This is a genomic window from Agrobacterium sp. RAC06 (genome assembly GCF_001713475.1).
Taxonomy (GTDB): Bacteria; Pseudomonadota; Alphaproteobacteria; order Rhizobiales; family Rhizobiaceae; genus Allorhizobium.
In genome coordinates this window covers 2276078-2294953 of record NZ_CP016499.1, presented here as the reverse complement: position 1 = coordinate 2294953, position 18876 = coordinate 2276078, and the positions used below count along the sequence as shown (strand labels likewise).

At 60.1% G+C, this 18876-nt stretch carries 17 protein-coding genes and 1 pseudogene; 11 read left to right on the top strand and 7 right to left on the bottom strand.

Annotated features, from left to right (window positions below):
• Positions 1-177: 177 nt before the first annotated feature.
• Positions 178-312: pseudogene (locus BSY240_RS24370) on the top strand (integrase); the annotation flags it as partial.
• 153 nt (positions 313-465) lie between these two features.
• On the opposite strand, the gene BSY240_RS11080 reads toward BSY240_RS24370, so the two are convergent.
• From BSY240_RS11080 to BSY240_RS11070, 3 genes are read right to left on the bottom strand one after another with little or no spacing between them, the layout of a single operon-like run.
• Positions 466-783 (bottom strand): helix-turn-helix domain-containing protein, encoded by a 318-nt coding sequence (locus BSY240_RS11080; protein WP_069042338.1) that lies wholly within the window; start codon positions 781-783, stop codon positions 466-468.
• Positions 767-1150: a type II toxin-antitoxin system RelE/ParE family toxin gene (locus tag BSY240_RS11075; protein ID WP_069042337.1), complete on the bottom strand. Its 384-nt coding sequence runs from the start codon at positions 1148-1150 to the stop codon at positions 767-769. The genes BSY240_RS11080 and BSY240_RS11075 overlap by 17 nt, the downstream gene beginning before the upstream one ends.
• Before the next feature lie 53 nt (positions 1151-1203).
• On the bottom strand, positions 1204-1965 hold the full coding sequence (locus tag BSY240_RS11070; protein ID WP_069042336.1) for a helix-turn-helix domain-containing protein: 762 nt from the start codon (positions 1963-1965) through the stop codon (positions 1204-1206).
• A 520-nt stretch (positions 1966-2485) separates the two neighbouring features.
• On the opposite strand from BSY240_RS11070, the gene BSY240_RS11065 reads away from it, so the two are divergent.
• The 8 genes from BSY240_RS11065 (at position 2486) to BSY240_RS11030 (ending at position 13300) form a co-directional block, all read left to right on the top strand.
• A complete protein-coding gene (locus tag BSY240_RS11065) occupies positions 2486-3088 on the top strand; it encodes a TetR family transcriptional regulator (RefSeq protein ID WP_069042335.1) in 603 nt (200 codons plus the stop codon).
• 24 nt (positions 3089-3112) lie between these two features.
• Complete coding sequence (locus tag BSY240_RS11060) at positions 3113-4270, top strand: efflux RND transporter periplasmic adaptor subunit (RefSeq protein ID WP_069042334.1); 1158 nt, start codon at positions 3113-3115, stop codon at positions 4268-4270.
• Between the two features lie 36 nt (positions 4271-4306).
• Positions 4307-7378, top strand: a complete 3072-nt coding sequence (locus BSY240_RS11055; RefSeq protein ID WP_069042333.1) for an efflux RND transporter permease subunit — start codon at positions 4307-4309, stop codon at positions 7376-7378.
• 531 nt (positions 7379-7909) lie between these two features.
• The gene (locus BSY240_RS11050) at positions 7910-9508 is read left to right on the top strand and encodes an ABC transporter substrate-binding protein (RefSeq protein WP_054149029.1); all 1599 of its coding nucleotides are present in this window, start codon (positions 7910-7912) and stop codon (positions 9506-9508) included.
• 162 nt (positions 9509-9670) lie between these two features.
• On the top strand, positions 9671-10675 hold the full coding sequence (locus BSY240_RS11045) for an ABC transporter permease subunit (RefSeq protein ID WP_069042332.1): 1005 nt from the start codon (positions 9671-9673) through the stop codon (positions 10673-10675).
• 14 nt (positions 10676-10689) lie between these two features.
• On the top strand, positions 10690-11598 hold the full coding sequence (locus tag BSY240_RS11040; RefSeq protein ID WP_069042331.1) for an ABC transporter permease subunit: 909 nt from the start codon (positions 10690-10692) through the stop codon (positions 11596-11598).
• Positions 11599-11600: 2 nt separating this feature from the next.
• On the top strand, positions 11601-12449 hold the full coding sequence (locus BSY240_RS11035; protein WP_076391946.1) for an ABC transporter ATP-binding protein: 849 nt from the start codon (positions 11601-11603) through the stop codon (positions 12447-12449).
• 8 nt (positions 12450-12457) lie between these two features.
• Complete coding sequence (locus BSY240_RS11030) at positions 12458-13300, top strand: dipeptide ABC transporter ATP-binding protein (protein WP_054149163.1); 843 nt, start codon at positions 12458-12460, stop codon at positions 13298-13300.
• Positions 13301-13356: 56 nt separating this feature from the next.
• Here BSY240_RS11030 and BSY240_RS11025 read toward each other — a convergent pair whose 3' ends face one another.
• Positions 13357-13827, bottom strand: coding sequence for an Lrp/AsnC family transcriptional regulator (locus BSY240_RS11025; protein ID WP_054149026.1), 471 nt, complete (start codon positions 13825-13827; stop codon positions 13357-13359).
• Between the two features lie 167 nt (positions 13828-13994).
• Here BSY240_RS11025 and BSY240_RS11020 point away from each other — a divergent pair, with 167 nt between their 5' ends.
• Both BSY240_RS11020 and BSY240_RS11015 read left to right on the top strand, forming a co-directional pair.
• Positions 13995-15167 carry an amino acid aminotransferase gene (locus BSY240_RS11020; protein WP_069042330.1) on the top strand — a complete coding sequence of 391 codons (1173 nt, stop codon included), beginning with the start codon at positions 13995-13997 and terminating at the stop codon, positions 15165-15167.
• A gap of 4 nt (positions 15168-15171) precedes the next feature.
• Positions 15172-15798 (top strand): YitT family protein, encoded by a 627-nt coding sequence (locus BSY240_RS11015; RefSeq protein WP_054149024.1) that lies wholly within the window; start codon positions 15172-15174, stop codon positions 15796-15798.
• 4 nt (positions 15799-15802) lie between these two features.
• Here BSY240_RS11015 and BSY240_RS11010 read toward each other — a convergent pair whose 3' ends face one another.
• The 3 genes from BSY240_RS11010 to BSY240_RS11000 all read right to left on the bottom strand — a co-directional run bounded on the left by BSY240_RS11010 (position 15803) and on the right by BSY240_RS11000 (position 18812).
• A complete protein-coding gene (locus tag BSY240_RS11010; RefSeq protein WP_054149023.1) occupies positions 15803-16555 on the bottom strand; it encodes an ABC transporter ATP-binding protein in 753 nt (250 codons plus the stop codon).
• Complete coding sequence (locus tag BSY240_RS11005; RefSeq protein WP_054149022.1) at positions 16549-17613, bottom strand: FecCD family ABC transporter permease; 1065 nt, start codon at positions 17611-17613, stop codon at positions 16549-16551. The genes BSY240_RS11010 and BSY240_RS11005 overlap by 7 nt, the downstream gene beginning before the upstream one ends.
• Before the next feature lie 68 nt (positions 17614-17681).
• Positions 17682-18812, bottom strand: a complete 1131-nt coding sequence (locus BSY240_RS11000; RefSeq protein WP_171901617.1) for an ABC transporter substrate-binding protein — start codon at positions 18810-18812, stop codon at positions 17682-17684.
• Positions 18813-18876 lie beyond the last annotated feature (64 nt).

Below are 18876 nucleotides of genomic sequence, written 5' to 3'. Positions count from 1 at the left end.
GCCGGAATCAGACGGTCTGCAGTCGGCCCCGTCATATCAACGAAGGTGCGCATTCTCCCTCTGGCCAAGGGTGACGATAGGAGAATTAAAACGGGGATGTCACAGTATAATCCTGCTGCGCTGGGTCGTCCGGCTTGGAACGCAGGCAAGCGCGTCGGTGTCAAGAAGCTCCTGAACATGGTCTATAAGTCCACAGGCATCCTTCGAGCTATCCAGATCCTGCATGGCCATACCAAGATCGAGAACACAGGGAGGTACCTTGGCGTCGACATTGAAGACGCACTAGAACTGGCTGAGCGGACTGAAATCTAACGGGCGTCCTTGGGGCGAGGCTCAGGCACATTCTTGAGGATGCTCATGTAAGAAGTCCGCTTTTGCGCCACGTGGTGCAAAAGCGGACTGTCGGCCATCGGCCCCAAATTGGCCACTCAAGAAATTCGCGTCAGTTGCGCGATAGCGTGTTCCTCAAGCGATCGCTTGAAGTCCTTTGGCCTTGATGACCGTAAGCAGCCGCAGAGCAGGGCCTCCTGGCTTCTTTACCCCGCGCTCCCAGTCGGAGACGAGGCCTTTGCTCACATTCAGATACCTCGCAAATACTGGTTGCGAGACCTGCTCTCGCTCGCGGATCATACGGATCTCACCTGGCTCAATTGATTGAACCTCTTTGAGGCAGGCCATGTCGAACTCGCGCATCGTGCGTTTGTCCACTGCTCCACTTTGGTGAAGGCCTTCGACCATCTCGTGGACAGAAGCCATGATCTCGCTCTTATAGCCCTTGCTCACTACCCGTTACCTCCTTCATCCTGCCGCTTTGTACTTCTCTGGCCATAGCGTCGTCCGGTAGGCCGAGAATCAGTTTTGCAGCTTTTTTGAGCGCCACTTCATCCTCAGCGCTGATGTTCGCGCGGTCATTCTTGGAGAAGCCGAACACGAAGACTGCACGCTCCCCGGAGCGAAACAGAACAAGCGTTCGGTAGCCACCAGACTTTCCGCGACCTGGCCTTGCCAGTCGTTGCTTGATAAGCCCGCCACCAAGATCCGCATCGATCAATCCGAGCTCAGCACGCCTAATCGCGTCCATCAACAATCCATCTGTGATGTGCGCTTTGCGTGCGAATTTGTCGAACCAAGCATTTTTGAAAATGCGCATGTCAGCTCAAATCCCCGAATACATATTACACATAGCGTTACCTTTCAACAGGTTCACGATGCCCGGCGGATGTCGGTCTGGCCGGCCCAGCGGTTGGCAAGGTGAGCGTGGCGCTGTCTCAGGAATGCGATTGTTGAAAGACGTCCCGCTGCTGCGTCACCCGGTGGCCAATTGCCTGGCAGCGAGTAACCTGACCTACCGCCAACGACGGTCATCAGACTAAGCGCCTCGATGTCAGGAAGCTGACTTTCTCTCAGCCAGATGCGCCATTGGTCGATCTGAGCAGTCCTTGTCGCGGGTACGAACACCAACGGGACCGCTGACGGTCTTTCGGGGCGGGATTGCGCCTCTTCGCGCGCGTTAGGTTTATATATTTTTTCTTTCTCTGGATTCGGTGGACATATCTGACCGCCTTTGCCGGACATATCTGACTGCCTTCGTGGACGGATCTGGCCGCCTTCGTCTGGGCGAAGGGTGACAATTCTGTCCGTCTTTTCACGTGCCTCGGATGCTCGTAGGATCGACAACGCAGAGGGACGATATTCTGTATTGTGCCCTGTTCCATTCCCGCGCCGGACATCGAGCCACTGTTTGTCTTCGAGTTCCCGGATCGCACGCTGGATGGTCTTGACGCTCTTGCCGGTCGCGTCGGCAATCGTTCGATAGGACGGCCACGCCTTCTCGGTGTGGCCGTTCATGTGTGTGGTGACGATGTACAATGCTACCGACCGAGCGTTATCGCTGAGATCCTTGTCGCAGCTCAGTTGCTGGAGCCACTGCAGTTTCACTTCTCGAAACGGACGGTGATTGGTCATGCCCACCTCCCATTCGACATCGTCGCAGAAGGGGTCTCGTGGGCAGTTGAGCTGAAGGCCGCTCTGTATGGAGCAGTGTCGCCACCAATGACGTAGAGACGCTCAAGAGACCTTGACATTTGTGACTTAAGTGATTGATTTCGGGGTGGTAGTTTGACGTGCTGTTTCAGCCAAGTGCACAGTATTCCGACAGCAAAAGCGGTTTGAAAATCCGCGTGTCGGTGGTTCAAATCCGCCTCCGGGCACCATTCTCCGATCTTCCCAGATTTATCGTCTGCCCCCATCCCCTTGGATCTTGCACAAAGCGTTTGCTTGGCGTCCTGAAAAGGTCGGGCGTTACATCTGCATCTTAGGTCTTTCTTCACGGTGATCGGCGCTTCCTATTCCCGCACGCAGTGGTTCTGCTGCGCAGCGGGACCGTGCCCACCATTCTCACACGCTGTTCCTCTCATCTGATTGACCGCTGACGATTTTTGATTTACGGCTAACGAAATTCAAAAATCGTCAGACGTAAATCATCATGACCCCAAGCGCAGTCCAGGCCACCGAAACAGCCGATATGGCCACCCGCATCCTCGAGGCGGCGGAGCGGCAGTTTCGACACTATGGCTATAGCAAGACGACGGTCGCCGATGTGGCGAAGGAACTCGGCATGTCGCCTGCCAACATCTACAGGTTTTTCGGCTCGAAGAGCGAGTTGCTGGAGGGCGTCTGCGCCCGCCTCTTGCACCAGAGCCTGTCAATCGCCCAGTCCATCGCCGCCCTTCCGGTCAGCGCGGAGGAAAGGCTGCGCCGCTATTCCATGACGCTTTTCGAGTTCACCGTGGCCACCATGCTCGATGAGCGCAAGGTGCATGACATGGTCGTGGCCGCAATCGAGCAGAGCTGGGGTGTCATTGATCAGCATATCGACGAAATCCAGGCCATCCTGACAGACATCATTGCCGAAGGCATGGAAAAGGGAGAGTTCGCCAAGGGCGATCCGGCCCATGCGGCGCGCTGTTTCGGCGCGGCGACCTCGCCATTGCACCATCCCCAGATGGTCGCCCAGTGTATTGGCAAGACCAATCGCGCTGGTCCGGAAGATCTGACCGAATTTGCCATCCGAGCCCTCAAAGTCTGAGACCCCCGCCGGGGAGGAACCACTATGTCCGCCAGCGCCCGCCTGTCCCTGACTGCATTGTCCCTTTTCGCCGCCTTCGGGCTCGCAGCCTGCACGGAAGGCGGGGCAGAAACTGTGGAGCAGCCGAGCCTTCGCCCCGTGAAGGTGCTCGAAGTCGAGGCGCCGTCGACCGCGCGTGAATTGCGTTATTCCGGAACGGTAAAGGCCCGCAGTGAGGCCGCCACCGGTTTCCGCGTGGCCGGCAAGATCATCGAGCGCCCGGTCGATATTGGGGATCGTGTGATGCCGGGTGATGTTCTGGCGCGCCTCGATGTGACGGATTACCAGTTGCAGATGCGCAGTGCCGAGGCGAGCCTCGCCGCCGCCGACCGCCAGCTGGAAACGGCGGACTTCGCCCTGAAACGTGCAGATGCCCTCTACCGCCAGCAGGTGACGACCAAGGCGCAGCTTGAGCAGGCGCAACTCACCTACAATCAGGCCCTCGCCACGCGCGACAGCCAGCGTTCCTCGCTTGAGCAGGCGAGAAACCAGGTCGCCTATGGCGAGTTGAAGGCGGACAAGCCGGGCATTGTCACCGCCATCAGCGCGGACGCCGGCCAGGTTGTGGCGGCAGGCAGCCCTGTTGTCACGGTCGCGGCCGACGGGGAGAAGGAAGCACTCATCGCAGTGCCGGAAAACGAGATCTTTGCATTCGCCCCCGGCAAGGAGGTCGAAGTCGGCTTCTGGTCGAAGGATGGCCTTGCCCTCAAAGGCACCGTCCGCGAAGTTGCGGGCAGCGCGGATGCAACGTCGCGAACCTTTGCCGTGCGCATCACGCTTCCCGACAATCCGCAGATCCTGCTTGGCATGACCGCGCGTGTGACGGCGCTGGCACCATCGGACAAGAGCCTGTTCGAACTGCCACTTTCCGCCCTTGCTCAGGATGCCGCCAAGCAGCCGAAAGTCTGGACCGTCGATCGGACCGACGCCACGGTCCATGCGCGATCGGTCACGATCGACACGTTTTCCGATACGGGTATCCAGGTGTCTGCAGGCTTGAAGCCCGGTGATCTCGTGGTCGTGGCAGGCACGCAGTTCATGGCGGAAGACATGAAGGTTCGGCTGGCCAACGAGAACCTCTCGCGCTCGGCCGAGGCTGGTCCGACAACCGCCACCGTCACGCCCGACGCCGCAACCCGGTAAGCCCAGCGCGCCCCCTACCTTCGGGACATTTCAATCATGACAAACTCTCCTGTCGAGCCGGGCTCGTTCAACCTGTCCCGTTGGGCCATCGCTCATCCCAGCATAGCCCGTTTCCTCTTCGGCCTCATCATCCTGACGGGTCTCTTCGGACTGATGCGAATGGGCCAGAAGGAAGATCCGGACTTCACCTTCCGCGTCATGGTGGTGCAGGCCTTCTGGCCGGGCGCATCGCTGGCCGACATGCAGGATCAGGTGGTCAACAAGATCGAGCGCAAGCTGCAGGAGACGCCCTATCTGGACTGGGTCAAGTCCTACACCCGACCGGGTTCGGCGATCATCACGCTGCAGGTGACGGGCAATACCGATGCCGATGATGTGGCTGATGCCTTCTACCAGGTCCGCAAGAAGGTCGGCGACATCGAGAACGAGCTGCCCGAAGGTCTGCTGGGCCCATATTTCAACGACGAGTTCGGCGATACCTACATCACGCTCTATGCGCTGACAGGCGATGGCTACAGCTATCCCGAGCTCAAGCAGCATGCGATCCAGGCGCGCGATGTCCTCTTGTCGACCGAAGGGGTCGAAAAGGCGGTGATCTTGGGCGATCAACCGCAGAAGATCTTTATCGAAGTGTCGTCCAAGGCGCTTGCCGAACGCGGTCTGACCTTCACCGACCTGCAGAGCGCACTTGCCGGCCAGAATGCGATTGATGCCACCGGGAGTATCGACACGGGATCCCGATCGGTCCGCATATCCGTCGATGGCGGTTTCTCCGCCGCGGAAGACATCCGCGAACTGCGCCTGAATTCCGGCAACCAGGTCACGCGTCTGGGCGATATCGCCACGGTCACCGAAGGTCTCGAGGATCCCTACCAGCGCAAGTTCCGGTTCAACGGCAAGGACTCCGTCCAGGTCGGCGTCGTCATGGCCAAGGGCTTCAAGGTGACCGATGTCGGTGATGCCGTGGAGGAGACGCTGGAGCGTTTCGAGGCGACGCTGCCAATCGGCCTCGAGGTATCGCAGATTTCCAACCAGCCGGAAGTGGTTCGCGAGGCAATCGGTGAATTCATGAAGGCGCTCGGCGAAGCCCTGCTGATCGTGCTCGTCGTCTCCTTCGTCTCCATCGGCTGGCGCTCTGGCCTGGTGATTGCGATCGCCATACCGCTGGTGCTCGCCGCAACCTTCGCCGTCATGTACGAACTCGGGCTCGACCTGCAGCGGATCTCGCTCGGTGCCCTGATCATCGCGCTAGGCCTGCTGGTCGATGACGCGATGATCGTCGTGGAGATGATGGAGCGAAAACTGGAGGAGGGGCTTGAGAAGCTGGATGCGGCGAGTTTCGCCTATTCCTCGACGGCCTTTCCAATGCTCACCGGAACACTCATAACCACAGCCGGTTTCATCCCGGTCGGCTTCGCGGAATCGACAGCCGGTGAATATGTCCGCTCGCTGTTTTATGTCGTGGGTATCTCCCTGGTCATTTCCTGGTTCGTCGCCGTCTACTTCACGCCCTGGCTCGGTTACATGATCCTGAAGCAGAGGGCCCATGCCGGCAGCCATCACGACGCTTTCGACACCCGCTTCTATCGTCGCCTCCGTGCGACCGTCTCCTGGGCGGTGGAGCACCGCATCATCGTGATCGTCTCGACGCTCGCCATCTTTGCGGTCAGCCTCTGGTCCTTCCAGTTCATCCCGAAGAACTTCTTCCCGCAGTCGTCACGACCGGAAATCCTTGTCGACATGTGGTTGCCCGAGGGTACCTCGATCAAGGAAGTCGAGGCTGAGGCCCGGCGCCTCGAAGCGGTATTGCTGACCGATCCGGATCAGCGCTTCGTCGCAACCTATGTGGGTGAGGGCGCGCCGCGCTTCTTCCTGCCGCTCGACCAGCAGTTGCGCAATCCGAACTATGCCCAGCTCTTGGTCATGGCGAGGGACGAGGATGCGCGCGAACGTCTGATCACCAAGTTGCGCATGGCACTGGCGGAAGACTTCCCCTCGGTGCGCGGTAAGGTCGATCGACTGTTCCTAGGGCCGCCGACCGGATGGGCCGTGCAGATGCGTGTAAGCGGACCGGAGCGGGACGAGGTTCGTCGCATTGCCGATCAGGTAAAGGCGCGCTTCAACCAGAACCCCGTTTTGCAGGCTGTCCATGACGACTGGCTTGAGCCGGTCCCCGCGATGACGCTGGTCGTCGACCAGGATCGTGCCCGTGCCCTCGGCGTCTCCTCACAGCGCCTGCGTCAGATGCTGCAGGCGACAATGAGCGGTGCGCCACTCGCCGATGTTCGCGCCGGTGAGGAAACAATCTCGATCGTGGCCCGGGAGCCGGAAGATAGCCGCCGCCTGTTGACGGCAGTCAATTCGATCTATGTCCCGACCGATCTCGGGGCATTCATCCCCTTGTCGCAGATTGCCAAGGTCGTGCCGAAGCTGGAGCAGGGCATCGAATGGCGTCGCAATCGTTTGCCGACGATCACGGTGCGAGCCACCTTGCCGGACGGTCTGCAATCGAACGACGTGACCTTGAAGATGTTCGACGAAATGCAGTCCTTGCGCGACAGCCTGCCGGCTGGTTACGCGATCGAGATCCAGGGCGGAGCGGAGGACAGCGCCGAGAGCCAGAATTCGATTGCGGCCAAGGCGCCGATCATGCTGCTGGTCATTGTGGTGCTGCTAATGATCCAGCTTCAGCATTTCGGCAAGGCCATGCTGGTGCTGGCGACCGGACCGCTCGGCATCATCGGGGCCGCCGCGGCCCTCCTCATTTCAGGCGCCCCCTTCGGATTTGTCGCGATCCTTGGCGTTATCGCCCTGCTCGGCATCATCATCCGCAACTCGATCATTTTGATCGACCAGATCGACCAGGACATCGCAGCTGGCATGGAACGGCGTGAAGCGATCATCGGATCGGCTGTCCGCCGCTTCCGCCCAATCATGCTGACGGCGCTGACCGCAGTTCTCGCGCTGATCCCGATTTCACGCGGCATCTTCTGGGGGCCGCTGGCTTACGCGATGATGGGCGGCATTCTGGTCGCAACCGTCCTGACCATTCTGGTTCTGCCTGCAGCCTATGCTTTCTTCTTCGGTCGCTCTCCCCACAAAGCGTGACTGAAGGAGAGGAGGAGAGGGTCCCCAAGCCTCTCCTCCTTCCCCTTTTCGCCCGTGCCGATGGCGTTGCGTTTCATTGTTTTTTTTGATCGGTTGATAAATTTTCTTTCCGTTGCTAGACCACCGCGACTCGGCCAAATGTCCTTGTCTTTTTGCGACGCACTACGTGGCGCGGCCTTGATTCTTAGGGTCAATCAAAGATCTCTAATGTTCGATGAGTTCCCAAAGCGACCTGTCGTTTTAGAAAACATTTGAACTGCCATCCGTCTATTGTGGCGAAAACCAGACCAATTCTGTGACGGAATTGAGCCGAATCTCTCTTTACAACGTTTCCGAAGGCGATAAGACACTGCATCAGTGATCGAGTGGACGACCTCTGCTGCTTGTCAGATTACGACGCGCGGCTGGAGACCCTTCGATCGCCGGAAGACCGGTTGACCCCGACCTTCACAAAACACGGGCGCGATCCACGCGCCGCGGGACCAAAAGAACCGGCGAGGACGCTCGTCCTTTGCCTTTGGGAGACTGTTCATGAAAACCAAGTTCGCTCTTGCAGCTGCAGCACTCGCTGCCGCCACTTTCCTGTCGGGCGCGGCAAGCGCCAAGACCTTCGTTTACTGCTCGGAAGGATCGCCGGAAGGCTTCGATCCCGGCATGTACACCGCCGGCACGACCTTTGATGCCTCCGCGCATCCGATCTACAGCCGCCTGATGGAATTCAAGCCCGGCACCACCGAAGCGGAAGCCGGTCTGGCCGAAAGCTATGAAGTCAACGCCGAAGGCACCGAATACACCTTCAAGCTTCGTTCGGGCGTCAAGTTCCACACGACCGAGTTCTTCACTCCGTCGCGTGATTTCAACGCCGATGACGTCCTCTTCTCGCTGGATCGCCAGCTGAAGGCCGATCATCCGTGGAACCAGTATGTTGCCGGCACCTCCTGGGAATATGCCGCAGGCATGGGCTTCCCCGAGCTGATCAAGTCGATCGAAAAGGTCGACGACATGACGGTCAAGATCACGCTCAACAAGCCGGAAGCACCGTTCCTCGCGAACCTTGCAATGCCCTTCGCATCGATCGTTTCGAAGGAATATGCCGACAAGCTCGAAGCTGAAGGCAAGAAGGAACAGCTGAACCAGATGCCGGTCGGCACGGGTCCGTTCTCCTTCGTCGGTTACCAGCAGGACGCCGTCATCCGCTACAAGAAGAACGCCGATTATTGGGGTGGCGCGCCGAAGATCGACGATCTCGTCTTCGCGATCACCACGGATGCTGCCGTTCGTTACCAGAAGCTCAAGGCTGGCGAATGCCACCTGATGCCGTTCCCGAACGCAGCCGACGTCGAGACCATGAAGTCCGACCCGGCTCTGACGGTCATGGAACAGGAAGGCCTGAACGTCGCTTACCTGGCCTACAACACGACCCAGGCTCCGTTCGACAAGCCGGAAGTGCGTAAGGCGCTGAACAAGGCGATCAACAAGGAAGCCATCGTCGACGCCGTATTCCAGGGCATGGCGACTCCGGCCAAGAACCCGATCCCGCCGACCATGTGGTCTTACAACCAGTCCACTCAGGACGACGCGTATGACCTGGAAGCTGCGAAGGCAGAACTCGAAGCCGCTGGTGTAACCGGCCTTTCGATGAAGGTCTGGGCAATGCCGGTTTCGCGCCCCTACATGCTGAACGCACGTCGCGCCGCTGAAATCATCCAGGACGATTTCTCCAAGATCGGCGTCACCGTCGAGATCGTCTCCTACGAATGGGCCGAGTATCTCGACCGCTCGAAGGCCAAGGATCGTGACGGCGCCGTCATGCTCGGCTGGACCGGCGACAACGGCGACCCGGACAACTTCCTCGACACGCTGCTCGGCTGCTCTGCCGTCGGCGGCAACAACCGCGCTCAGTGGTGCAACGAGGAGTTCGACGCCCTGGTGAAGAAGGCCAAGGTCACCTCCGACCAGGCCGAGCGCACCAAGCTCTACGAAGAAGCGCAGCTCGTCTTCAAGCGCGAAGCGCCTTGGGCCACGATCGACCATTCGCTCTCGATCGTTCCGATGCGCAAGGAAGTCTCTGGCTTCGTCCAGAGCCCACTTGGCGACTTCACCTTCGAAAACGTCGACATCGCCGAGTAATCGGAACACGCAATCTTTCGCCGCGGGCCCTGGCCCGCGGCGTTTGTCGTTGATGCAAGACCAATCTCGCGTCATGCTCGAAAGCTCAGGTGAAGCGTTTCGGGTAACCACAGATGGCCTTGGTGCCGTGGTTCGACCTCCCTTAAACAACAGGTCTCACACATGTTTGGCTTTCTCCTGCGACGGCTCGCCGTCTTGATCCCGACCTTTCTCGGCGTCTCGATCATTGCCTTCGCTTTCATCCGGCTTCTTCCTGGCGATCCGGTTGCGCTGCTCTCCGGTGAGCGCGTCATGTCGCCCGAGCGGCACGCACAGATCAGTGCGCAGCTCGGTCTCGACCGTCCTGTCGTCGTCCAGTACTTCGATTATCTCGGCGGCGTCCTGACCGGTGACTTCGGCACTTCGATTGTCTCGAAGAGCCCGATCATCGACCAGTTCTTCGCGCTGTTCCCCGCCACCGTCGAATTGTCCATCTGTGCGATCCTGTTGGCCGTCGCGATCGGCGTTCCCGCCGGCATCATCGCTGCGATCAAGCGCGGTTCATTCTTCGACCAGACCATGATGGGAATTGCCCTTGTCGGCTATTCCATGCCGATCTTCTGGTGGGGCCTTCTATTGATGATCCTGTTCTCCGGCATCCTGCAGTGGACACCGGTATCGGGACGCATCTCGCTGATGTTCTTCTTCCCGCCGGTCACGGGTTTCATGCTGATCGACAGCCTGCTGTCGGGACAGAAGGGCGCCTTTGCCTCGGCCGTCAGCCATCTCATCCTGCCGACGATCGTGCTTGCGACCATTCCTCTCGCCGTCATCGCGCGGCAGACGCGCTCGGCCATGCTGGAAGTCCTGTCGGAAGATTATATCCGGACGGCCCGCGCCAAGGGCCTCTCGCCTTTCCGCGTCGTCAGCCTGCATGCGCTGCGCAATGCCATGATCCCGGTCATCACCACGATCGGCCTGCAGATCGGTGTCCTGCTGGCCGGCGCGATCCTGACCGAAACGATCTTTTCCTGGCCGGGCATCGGCAAGTGGATGGTCGACAGTGTGTTCCGCCGTGACTACCCGGTCATCCAGGGAGGCCTCCTCCTGATTGCCGGCATCATCATGGTCGTGAATCTCATCGTCGACCTGCTCTACGGCCTGATCAACCCGCGCATCCGCCACTAGAAGGATAAAGTCCCATGGCAGAGACAACAACCAGCCAGCCGGTTTCGAGCGCCCAGATGCGCCGCCAGATGCTGGCCGAATTCTGGTTCTACTTTTCCGAAAACCGCGGTGCCGTCGCAGGCCTCGTCGTCTTCGTCGCTCTCGTGCTGATCGCCGTCTTCGCCGGCGTCATCGCACCCCATTCGCCCTTCGAGCAATATCGTGATGCGGTTCTGCTTCCGCCCGCCTGGCTTGAAGGTGGTAACTGGAGCTTCCCGCTCGGCACCGATCCCGTCGGACGCGACATCCTCTCGCGCCTGATCTACGGTTCGCAGTATTCTCTGTTCATCGGTGTGTTCGTTACGACGCTGTCGCTGACGACGGGCATCGCGATTGGTGTCATCGCCGGCTATTACGGTGGCTGGCTCGACACCGCGATCATGCGCCTGATGGACATCATCCTGGCCTTCCCGTCGCTGCTGCTGGCACTTGTGCTCGTCGCGATCCTCGGCCCCGGCCTGACCAATGGCATGATCGCGATCGCGCTGGTCCTGCAGCCGCATTTCGTCCGCCTGACCCGTGCTGCGGTGATGTCGGAAAAGACACGTGACTACGTGACGGCCGCACGGCTAGCCGGTGCAAGTCCCTTCCGCCTGATGTTCAAGACGATCCTGCCGAACTGCATGGCGCCGCTGATCGTTCAGGCTACGCTCTCCTTCTCGAACGCCATCCTCGATGCAGCCGCCCTCGGCTTCCTCGGTATGGGCGCCCAGCCTCCGGCACCCGAATGGGGCACGATGCTGGCCGAAGCGCGCGAATTCATACTGCGCGCCTGGTGGGTCGTCACCTTCCCGGGTCTCGCCATCCTGATCACCGTTCTCGCCATCAACCTCATGGGTGACGGCCTGCGCGATGCGCTCGATCCCAAGCTGAAGAGGTCCTGATCATGGCACTTCTCGAGATTCAGAACCTCACCGTCCAGTTCGAGACGGCCAGTGGTTGGTTCAAGGCCGTCGACGGCGTGTCGATGTCGGTGGAGCCGGGTGAAGTGCTTGCCATCGTCGGAGAAAGCGGCTCCGGCAAGTCTGTCGCCATGCTTGCCGTCATGGGCCTTTTGCCCTGGACTGCAAAGATCACCGCCGACAAGATGGAATTCCAGGGCCGTGACATCCAGAAGATCTCGGCAGCCGACCGGCGCAAGCTGATCGGCAAGGATGTCGCCATGATCTTCCAGGAGCCGGTCGCAAGCCTTAATCCCTGCTTCACCGTCGGCTTCCAGATCGAGGAAGTCCTGCGCCTGCACATGGGCCTCGGCAAAAAGGAATGCCGCGAACGCGCCATCGAGCTCTTCAAGCTGGTCGGACTGCCGGATCCTGCGGAACGCCTCAACCACTTCCCGCACCAGATGTCGGGCGGTCAGTGTCAGCGCGTGATGATCGCGATTGCGATCGCCTGCAATCCCAAACTCCTGATCGCAGACGAGCCGACGACCGCGCTCGACGTGACGATCCAGAAGCAGATCCTCGACCTCCTCATGAAGATCCAGGCCGAGACCGGCATGGGCCTCATCATGATCACCCACGACATGGCTGTGGTTGCCGAGACCGCGGACCGCGTCATCGTCCAGTACAAGGGCCGGAAGATGGAAGAGGCCGATGTGCTCTCGCTCTTCGAAAACCCGAAGAACCCCTATACCCGCGCGCTGCTTTCGGCCCTGCCGGAAAACGCCACCGGCGACCGCCTGACGACGGTCTCCGACTTCCTGGCCGCCGCAGAAACGGGAGGTGCCGCATGACCACAGAGATGCAAACCCCGATGCTCGAAATTCGCGACGTCAAGCGCGACTACCGTGTGTCGCAAGGTCTCTTCAAGGAAGACAAGATCGTCCACGCTGTCAAAGGCGTGTCTTTCAAGCTCGACAAGGGTAAGACGCTCGCCATCGTCGGCGAAAGCGGTTGCGGCAAGTCCACGCTTGCCCGCATCCTGACCTTCATCGATGAGCCAACGGCGGGCGAGTTGTTGATCGACGGCCAGAAGGTCGACTTGCGTCCTGGCCATCTAACATCGGACATGCGCCAGAAGGTGCAGATCGTCTTCCAGAACCCCTATGGCTCGCTCAATCCGCGCCAGAAGATCGGCGATGTGCTCGGCGAGCCCTTGCTCATCAACACCAAGATGAGCTCGGCCGAGCGGCGGGAACGCGCAACCGAAATGCTGATCAAGGTCGGCCTCGGTCCGGAGCACTATAACCGCTACCCGCACATGTTCTCGGGCGGCCAGCGCCAGCGTATCGCGATTGCTCGTGCGTTGATGCTCAATCCGAAGCTGCTCGTGCTCGACGAACCGGTTTCGGCGCTCGACCTCTCGGTCCAGGCCCAGGTGCTGAACCTGCTTGCCGACCTGCAGGAAGAGTTTGGCCTGACCTATGTCTTCATCAGCCACGACCTCTCGGTTGTGCGCTACATCGCCGACGAGGTGATGGTGATGTATTACGGTGAGGCCGTGGAATACGGCACACGCGATGCGGTCTTCTCTGACCCGCAGCACGAATATACACGCACGCTATTTGCTGCGACACCGCGCGCCGACGTGGAATCGATCCGCGCCCGCATGGCAAAGCGCCAGCTGGCAGCGGCGGCCGGTTGATCGCTTTCTAAAGCTTGATGCGATGACAAAGGGCGCCCGGTCGGCGCCCTTTTTCGTTATGGCAGATAGCCGTAAGAGATCTTCGGACTGTCGAATACCATCGTCGACCTGATTGTTTTGATCTCGGCCAGTCGATCGAATTCCTGCCAGATCAGGCGCTTGTAGTCCGTCATGTCACGAACCGAGATCTTCAGCAGAAAATCGAAGCCGCCGGCAACGGCATGGATCTCGACTACTTCGGGCAGTTTGCCGACATGTTCGATAAAACGTTCGCCCACCTGCGGCGTCGTGCGATCCAGGGTGATTTCGACGAAGGCCTGCAGGCCGAGGCCGACGCGCGGCGCATCGACCACGATCGCCTGCCGTATGATGCCGCTCGAATAGAGTCTGGCGAGCCGACGCGAAAGGGGGGCGGCGGTCAGCCCGACACGCTCGGCGAGTTCCGCATTGTTCAGGCTTGCATCGTTCAGAAGACAGGCAATGATCTTCCGATCGATCCTGTCCAGTGTGGCGCTCTCAGCTTCCATTATCGATCTCTACCGTCCATCAGTGCGCAATATTTTATCGTCAAAGCTGGATGTCTGGCAATTCATCTTAAGTCACCCCTGACGCCGGGCATGAAATCCGCAGAGACTTTGCGCGGCAAACTTGATATCTCTGGTCCAACACAATTGCACTTTGACGAAGGTCCCCGATGTTCGACAAGCTCGCCTCGCAGCCCAATGACCCGTTGCTTGCCCTGATCGGGCTCTACAATGCCGATCAGCGCGCCGACAAGATCGACCTCGGGGTCGGAGTCTACCGTGATGATCTCGGGCGCACGCCTGTGATGCGCTCGGTCAAGGCGGCCGAGAAGGAGCTGTTGGAGAAGCAGGACAGCAAGTCCTATGTGGCGCCGGAAGGCGACAGGGTCTTCCTCGACCTGCTCTGGGATCTTGTCGGCGGCAAGGGACAGGGCAAGTTCGCCGCGGGCGTTCAGACCCCCGGCGGTTCGGGGGCGCTGCGTCTTGCGTCGGATCTCATCGCGCGCGCGAGCAGCGGCCGCATTCATCTTGGTCTGCCCAGCTGGCCGAACCATGCCGGTATCTTCGGCGCCACCGGCCTCAGCGTTGAGACCTATCCCTATTTCGACGTGCCGACACAGGACGTGCGCTTTGCCAGCATGATGAAGGCGCTGAGCAGCGCCCCGCGCGGTGATGCCGTGCTCATTCATGCGAGCTGCCACAACCCGACCGGCGCCACGCTCACGTCTGCCCAGTGGGAAGAACTCGCGGCCGTGATCGCCGAACGTCGCCTCGTGCCACTGATCGATTCTGCCTATCAAGGGTTTGGCGCCGGCATCGAGGAAGATGCCGCTGGTCTGCGCACCATTATCGCTGCAGTGCCGGAAGCCTTGGTCGCGGTTTCCTGCTCCAAATCCTTCGGCATTTACCGTGAACGCACAGGCGCCATCTTTGCTGTTGCCGAGACGCAGGAGGCGGCCGACATTGCTCGCTCCAATCTCGTGACCATGGCGCGGACCAGCTATTCCATGCCACCGGATCATGGTGCGGCCGTCGTGCGCACGATCCTCTCGACAGAGAGCCTGCGCCAGGACTGGATCGACGAACTGAACAGCATGCGCGACCGTCTCAATGGCCTGCGTCGCGAACTGGCCACGGCCCTCGGCGACGGTTGGCAGCTTGCGCCGCAGATCGCCGAGCAGCAGGGCATGTTCTCGCTCCTGCCGCTCAAGGAAGCCGACGTGCTGTCGCTGCGCAAGGATCACGGCATCTACATGCCGACCTCTGGACGCATCAATATTGCGGGCCTGAAGAGCCAGGATATTCCGCGCGTCGCCGCTGTTCTGAAACCGCTTCTGGGCTGAAACCATGACCACGACCACCGTGAACCAGGCGGGCGCAGAGCGTCATCGCCTTTATGAAGACGTGCTCGCGATGATTTCCGGCACGATGTTCGTGTCGCTCGGGACGCTGATCTACACCGAAACCATGCTGACGGTCGGGTCGAGCGCCGGCCTCGCGCTGCTTCTGTCCTATGTCAGTGGCTGGGGCTTCGGCGTCATCTTCTTCGTCGTCAATTTGCCCTTCTACATCCTGGCGGTCAAACGCATGGGGTGGGCCTTCACGCTGCGCACCTTCACAGCCGTGGCGCTGGTGTCGATCCTGTCGAAGCTGAACGGCCAATGGATCGATTTTTCCCATCTCGATCCACTCTACGCCACGGTGATCGGCGGCGGCTTGATCGGTACTGGCTTGCTGATGCTTTTCCGCCACCGCACGGGTCTCGGCGGCATCAATATCCTCGCCATGTATCTGCAGGAAAAGACAGGGCTGCGCGCCGGTTATTTCCAGCTTGGTGTCGATCTCACGATCCTCGCAATCGCCTTCTTCGTGCTGCCGGCCGACCGGTTGGCACTCTCGGTGCTGGGCGCTGCCATCGCCAACCTGATCCTCGCGATCAACCACAAGCCCGGCCGTTATATGGGGCTGAGCTAAGGGCTTATGCCAGCGCCGCGTCCACGATGACGAGAGGCCGGCCTTGCGTGCAGGCCTCAATGCGGGCATCGACCCGGTACACATCTCGAAGCAGGGAAGGCGTGATCACATCCGCAGTCGCGCCGCTTGCAATCAGTCGCCCGTCCGCAACCACGAGCGCATGGTCGCAATAACGCATCGCGTGGTTCAGGTCGTGCAGGGCGATCAGAACGGTGATCCCGCTTTCGGTTGCAAGTTCGCGCATGAATTGAAGGACTTCGATCTGGCGGAAGAGATCGAGCGCCGACGTCGGCTCGTCCATCAACAGCACTTCCGGCTTGCGCACCAGCGCCTGGGCGATGGCGACGAGCTGACGTTGTCCACCGGACAGTTCCCCAAGATCTCGAAATGCGAGGTCCGAAATCCGAAGTGAAGCAAGAATGCGATCGATCTCAAAAAGTTCGCCGTCGGCCACTTTCCAACCAGAGCCCTGCTTGGATGCAAGCAGAATGCTCTCGTAGACGGTCAGGACAGCATTGGCACCTGTGTCCTGCGGCATGTAACAAATCGGCCGCTGGCTCTCCTCTCCGGAGACATGGATGACGCCTTCGCCCTTCAGCAGGCCTGCTATCCGCTTGAACAGCGTCGACTTGCCCGCCGCATTCGGACCGATGACAGCTGTCAGCATTCCGCCGGCGATGTCACCGGTGGTGATGTCGGTGAAGACGCGATGGCGACCGTATTGGGCACCGACCGCTTCAAGCCTGAGGGCTACCATGCGCGCCTCCTGTTGGTGAAGATGAGGGAGAAGAAGAAGGGCACCCCGACGAGTGCAGTGATAACACCGATCGGCAGGATGGCGCCCGGGATCAGCAATTTCGACACGACCGAGGTGACGGACAGCAGGAGCGCGCCACAGAGGATCGAACCCGGGAGAAAGAAGCGCTGGTCTTCTCCGAGCAACATACGAGCGATATGCGGCCCGACGAGGCCGATGAAACCGATCGTCCCGACGAAAGAAACGGGGATGGCGGCGAGCAGGCTGACGAGCAGCATAGTCTCAAGCCGGAGTGCCCGGACATTGACCCCGAAGGATGCGGCCTTGTCGTCACCGAGGCGAAGCGCCGTCAGTGCCCAGGCGCGGCGCGCAAAGAGGGGTACGCAGAAGACGAGCACGGCGAAGGTCACCGCCACCTTGCCCCAGGTCGCCTTGGTCAGCGATCCCATGGTCCAGAAGACAACGGCGGCGAGCGCCTGTTCAGAGGCAAGATATTCGAGCAGCGAAAGCAGCGCATTGAAGGTGAAGACCAGAGCTATGCCGAGCAGGATGATGGTCTCAACCGTCACGCCTCGCATGGTCGAGACGCCATAGATGAAGAGCGATGCGAGCATTGCCATCAGGAAGGCGTTGATCGGCACCATGTACTGCACGGCCGCTGGAAAGACGGCAACGCCTGCGACAAGCCCGAGCGCCGCACCGAAACTGGCAGCCGCCGAAATGCCGAGCGTAAAGGGAGAGGCGAGCGGATTGGCCAGGATCGTCTGCATCTGCGCACCGGCAAGCGACAGGCACGCCCCAACAGTGACGGCCATCAGCGCGATCGGCATGCGGATATCCCAGATGACGACCCGAAGCTGGTTGCCTGCCGAGGCCGGATCCCAGATCGTCGAGACGACTTCCGACAGGGTGTAGCGCGCGGGGCCATAGGCCATATCGACGGCGATCGACAGCACCAGACAGAGTGAAAGCCCGGCAAGGATTGCCAGGCGCTTCGTCGTCAGGCTTCGGTAGATGTCGCTGGAGGCCGGAGCGGCCGCTTCGACGGTGGTGGCCATAAGTCTTTTCCTGTCGGTTACGCCCCCAAGGGCAAGCGGCCGGCGGTCGCCGGCCGGCCGGATGGATGTCAGGAGCCAGCCTTCAGCGAGGCGAAGTAGCCAGGCTGGTAATCGACCGGCAGGAAGCGCTCATGCATGTCCTTGAAGGTGGCGTCCGCGTCGAGATCCTTGAAGAGATCCGGATGCAGCCACTTGGCGATCTGCTGTACGGCAACGAACTGGTACGGGCTGTTGTAGAACTGGTGCCAGATCGCGTGCACATTGCCATCCTGGACGGCCTTGATGTCGGTGAAGCCGGGGCGCTTCATCAGCTCGGAAAGCTTGCGCGCGGCTTCAGCCTTGTCGGCGCCCGGACCAACGCCGACCCACTTGCCGCCGGGAACATACAGTTCCCAGTTCGAGCCGGTCACGATGACCTGGTCGGGGTTCGATGCGATGATCTGCTCCGGATTGACGGTGCCGAAGGTGCCCGGGATGAAGTCCTTGGCCATGTTCACGCCGCCGGCGAGTTCGACCATCTTGCCGAAGTTCTCGTTGCCGAAGGACATGCAGCAATCGTCGGAATAGCCACCGGCGCGTTCCATGAAGACGACAGGCTTTTTCAGGTCCGTCTGGCTGGCCAGCACGTCGGTCACCTTGGCGATCTGCTCGTCATGGAACTTGACGAATTCTTCGGCGCGCTCTTCCTTGCCGAACAGCTTGCCGATGATGCGCATGGAATCATCCGTGTGCTCCATCGGCTTTTCGCGGAAGTCGATGTAGACGAGCGGAATGCCAACGGCGGCGAGCTTCTCGATATAACCGCTCTCTTCAGTCGCAGACTTTGCTTCCGTGTTCATGATGATGACGTCGGGCTTCAGTGCAACTGCCTGCTCGATGTCGAAGGTGCCGTCCTTCATGCCGCCGAAGGTTGGGATCTTCTCCATCTCCGGAAATTTCTTCAGGTAGATGTTGTAGCCATCGAGGTCGGCCTTCTTGAAGTCGTCGCGCCAGCCAATGACGCGGCCGAACGGATTGTCGGTGTCGAGTGCTGCCGTGAAGTAGATCTGACGACCCTCGCCGAGAATGACGCGTTCGACCGGAACGCTCACCTCGACCTCACGACCAGTGATGTCCGTGATCTTCACGGTCTCGCCAGCCAACGCGACGCTTGAAAAAAGGACGAGCGAAATCGCGGCGGCAGAAGCCACCTTCTCCATTTTGAACACGATCAGTTCTCCTGCTTGTGATTATGTCGTGATCTATGTTTTTATGACTTTATCA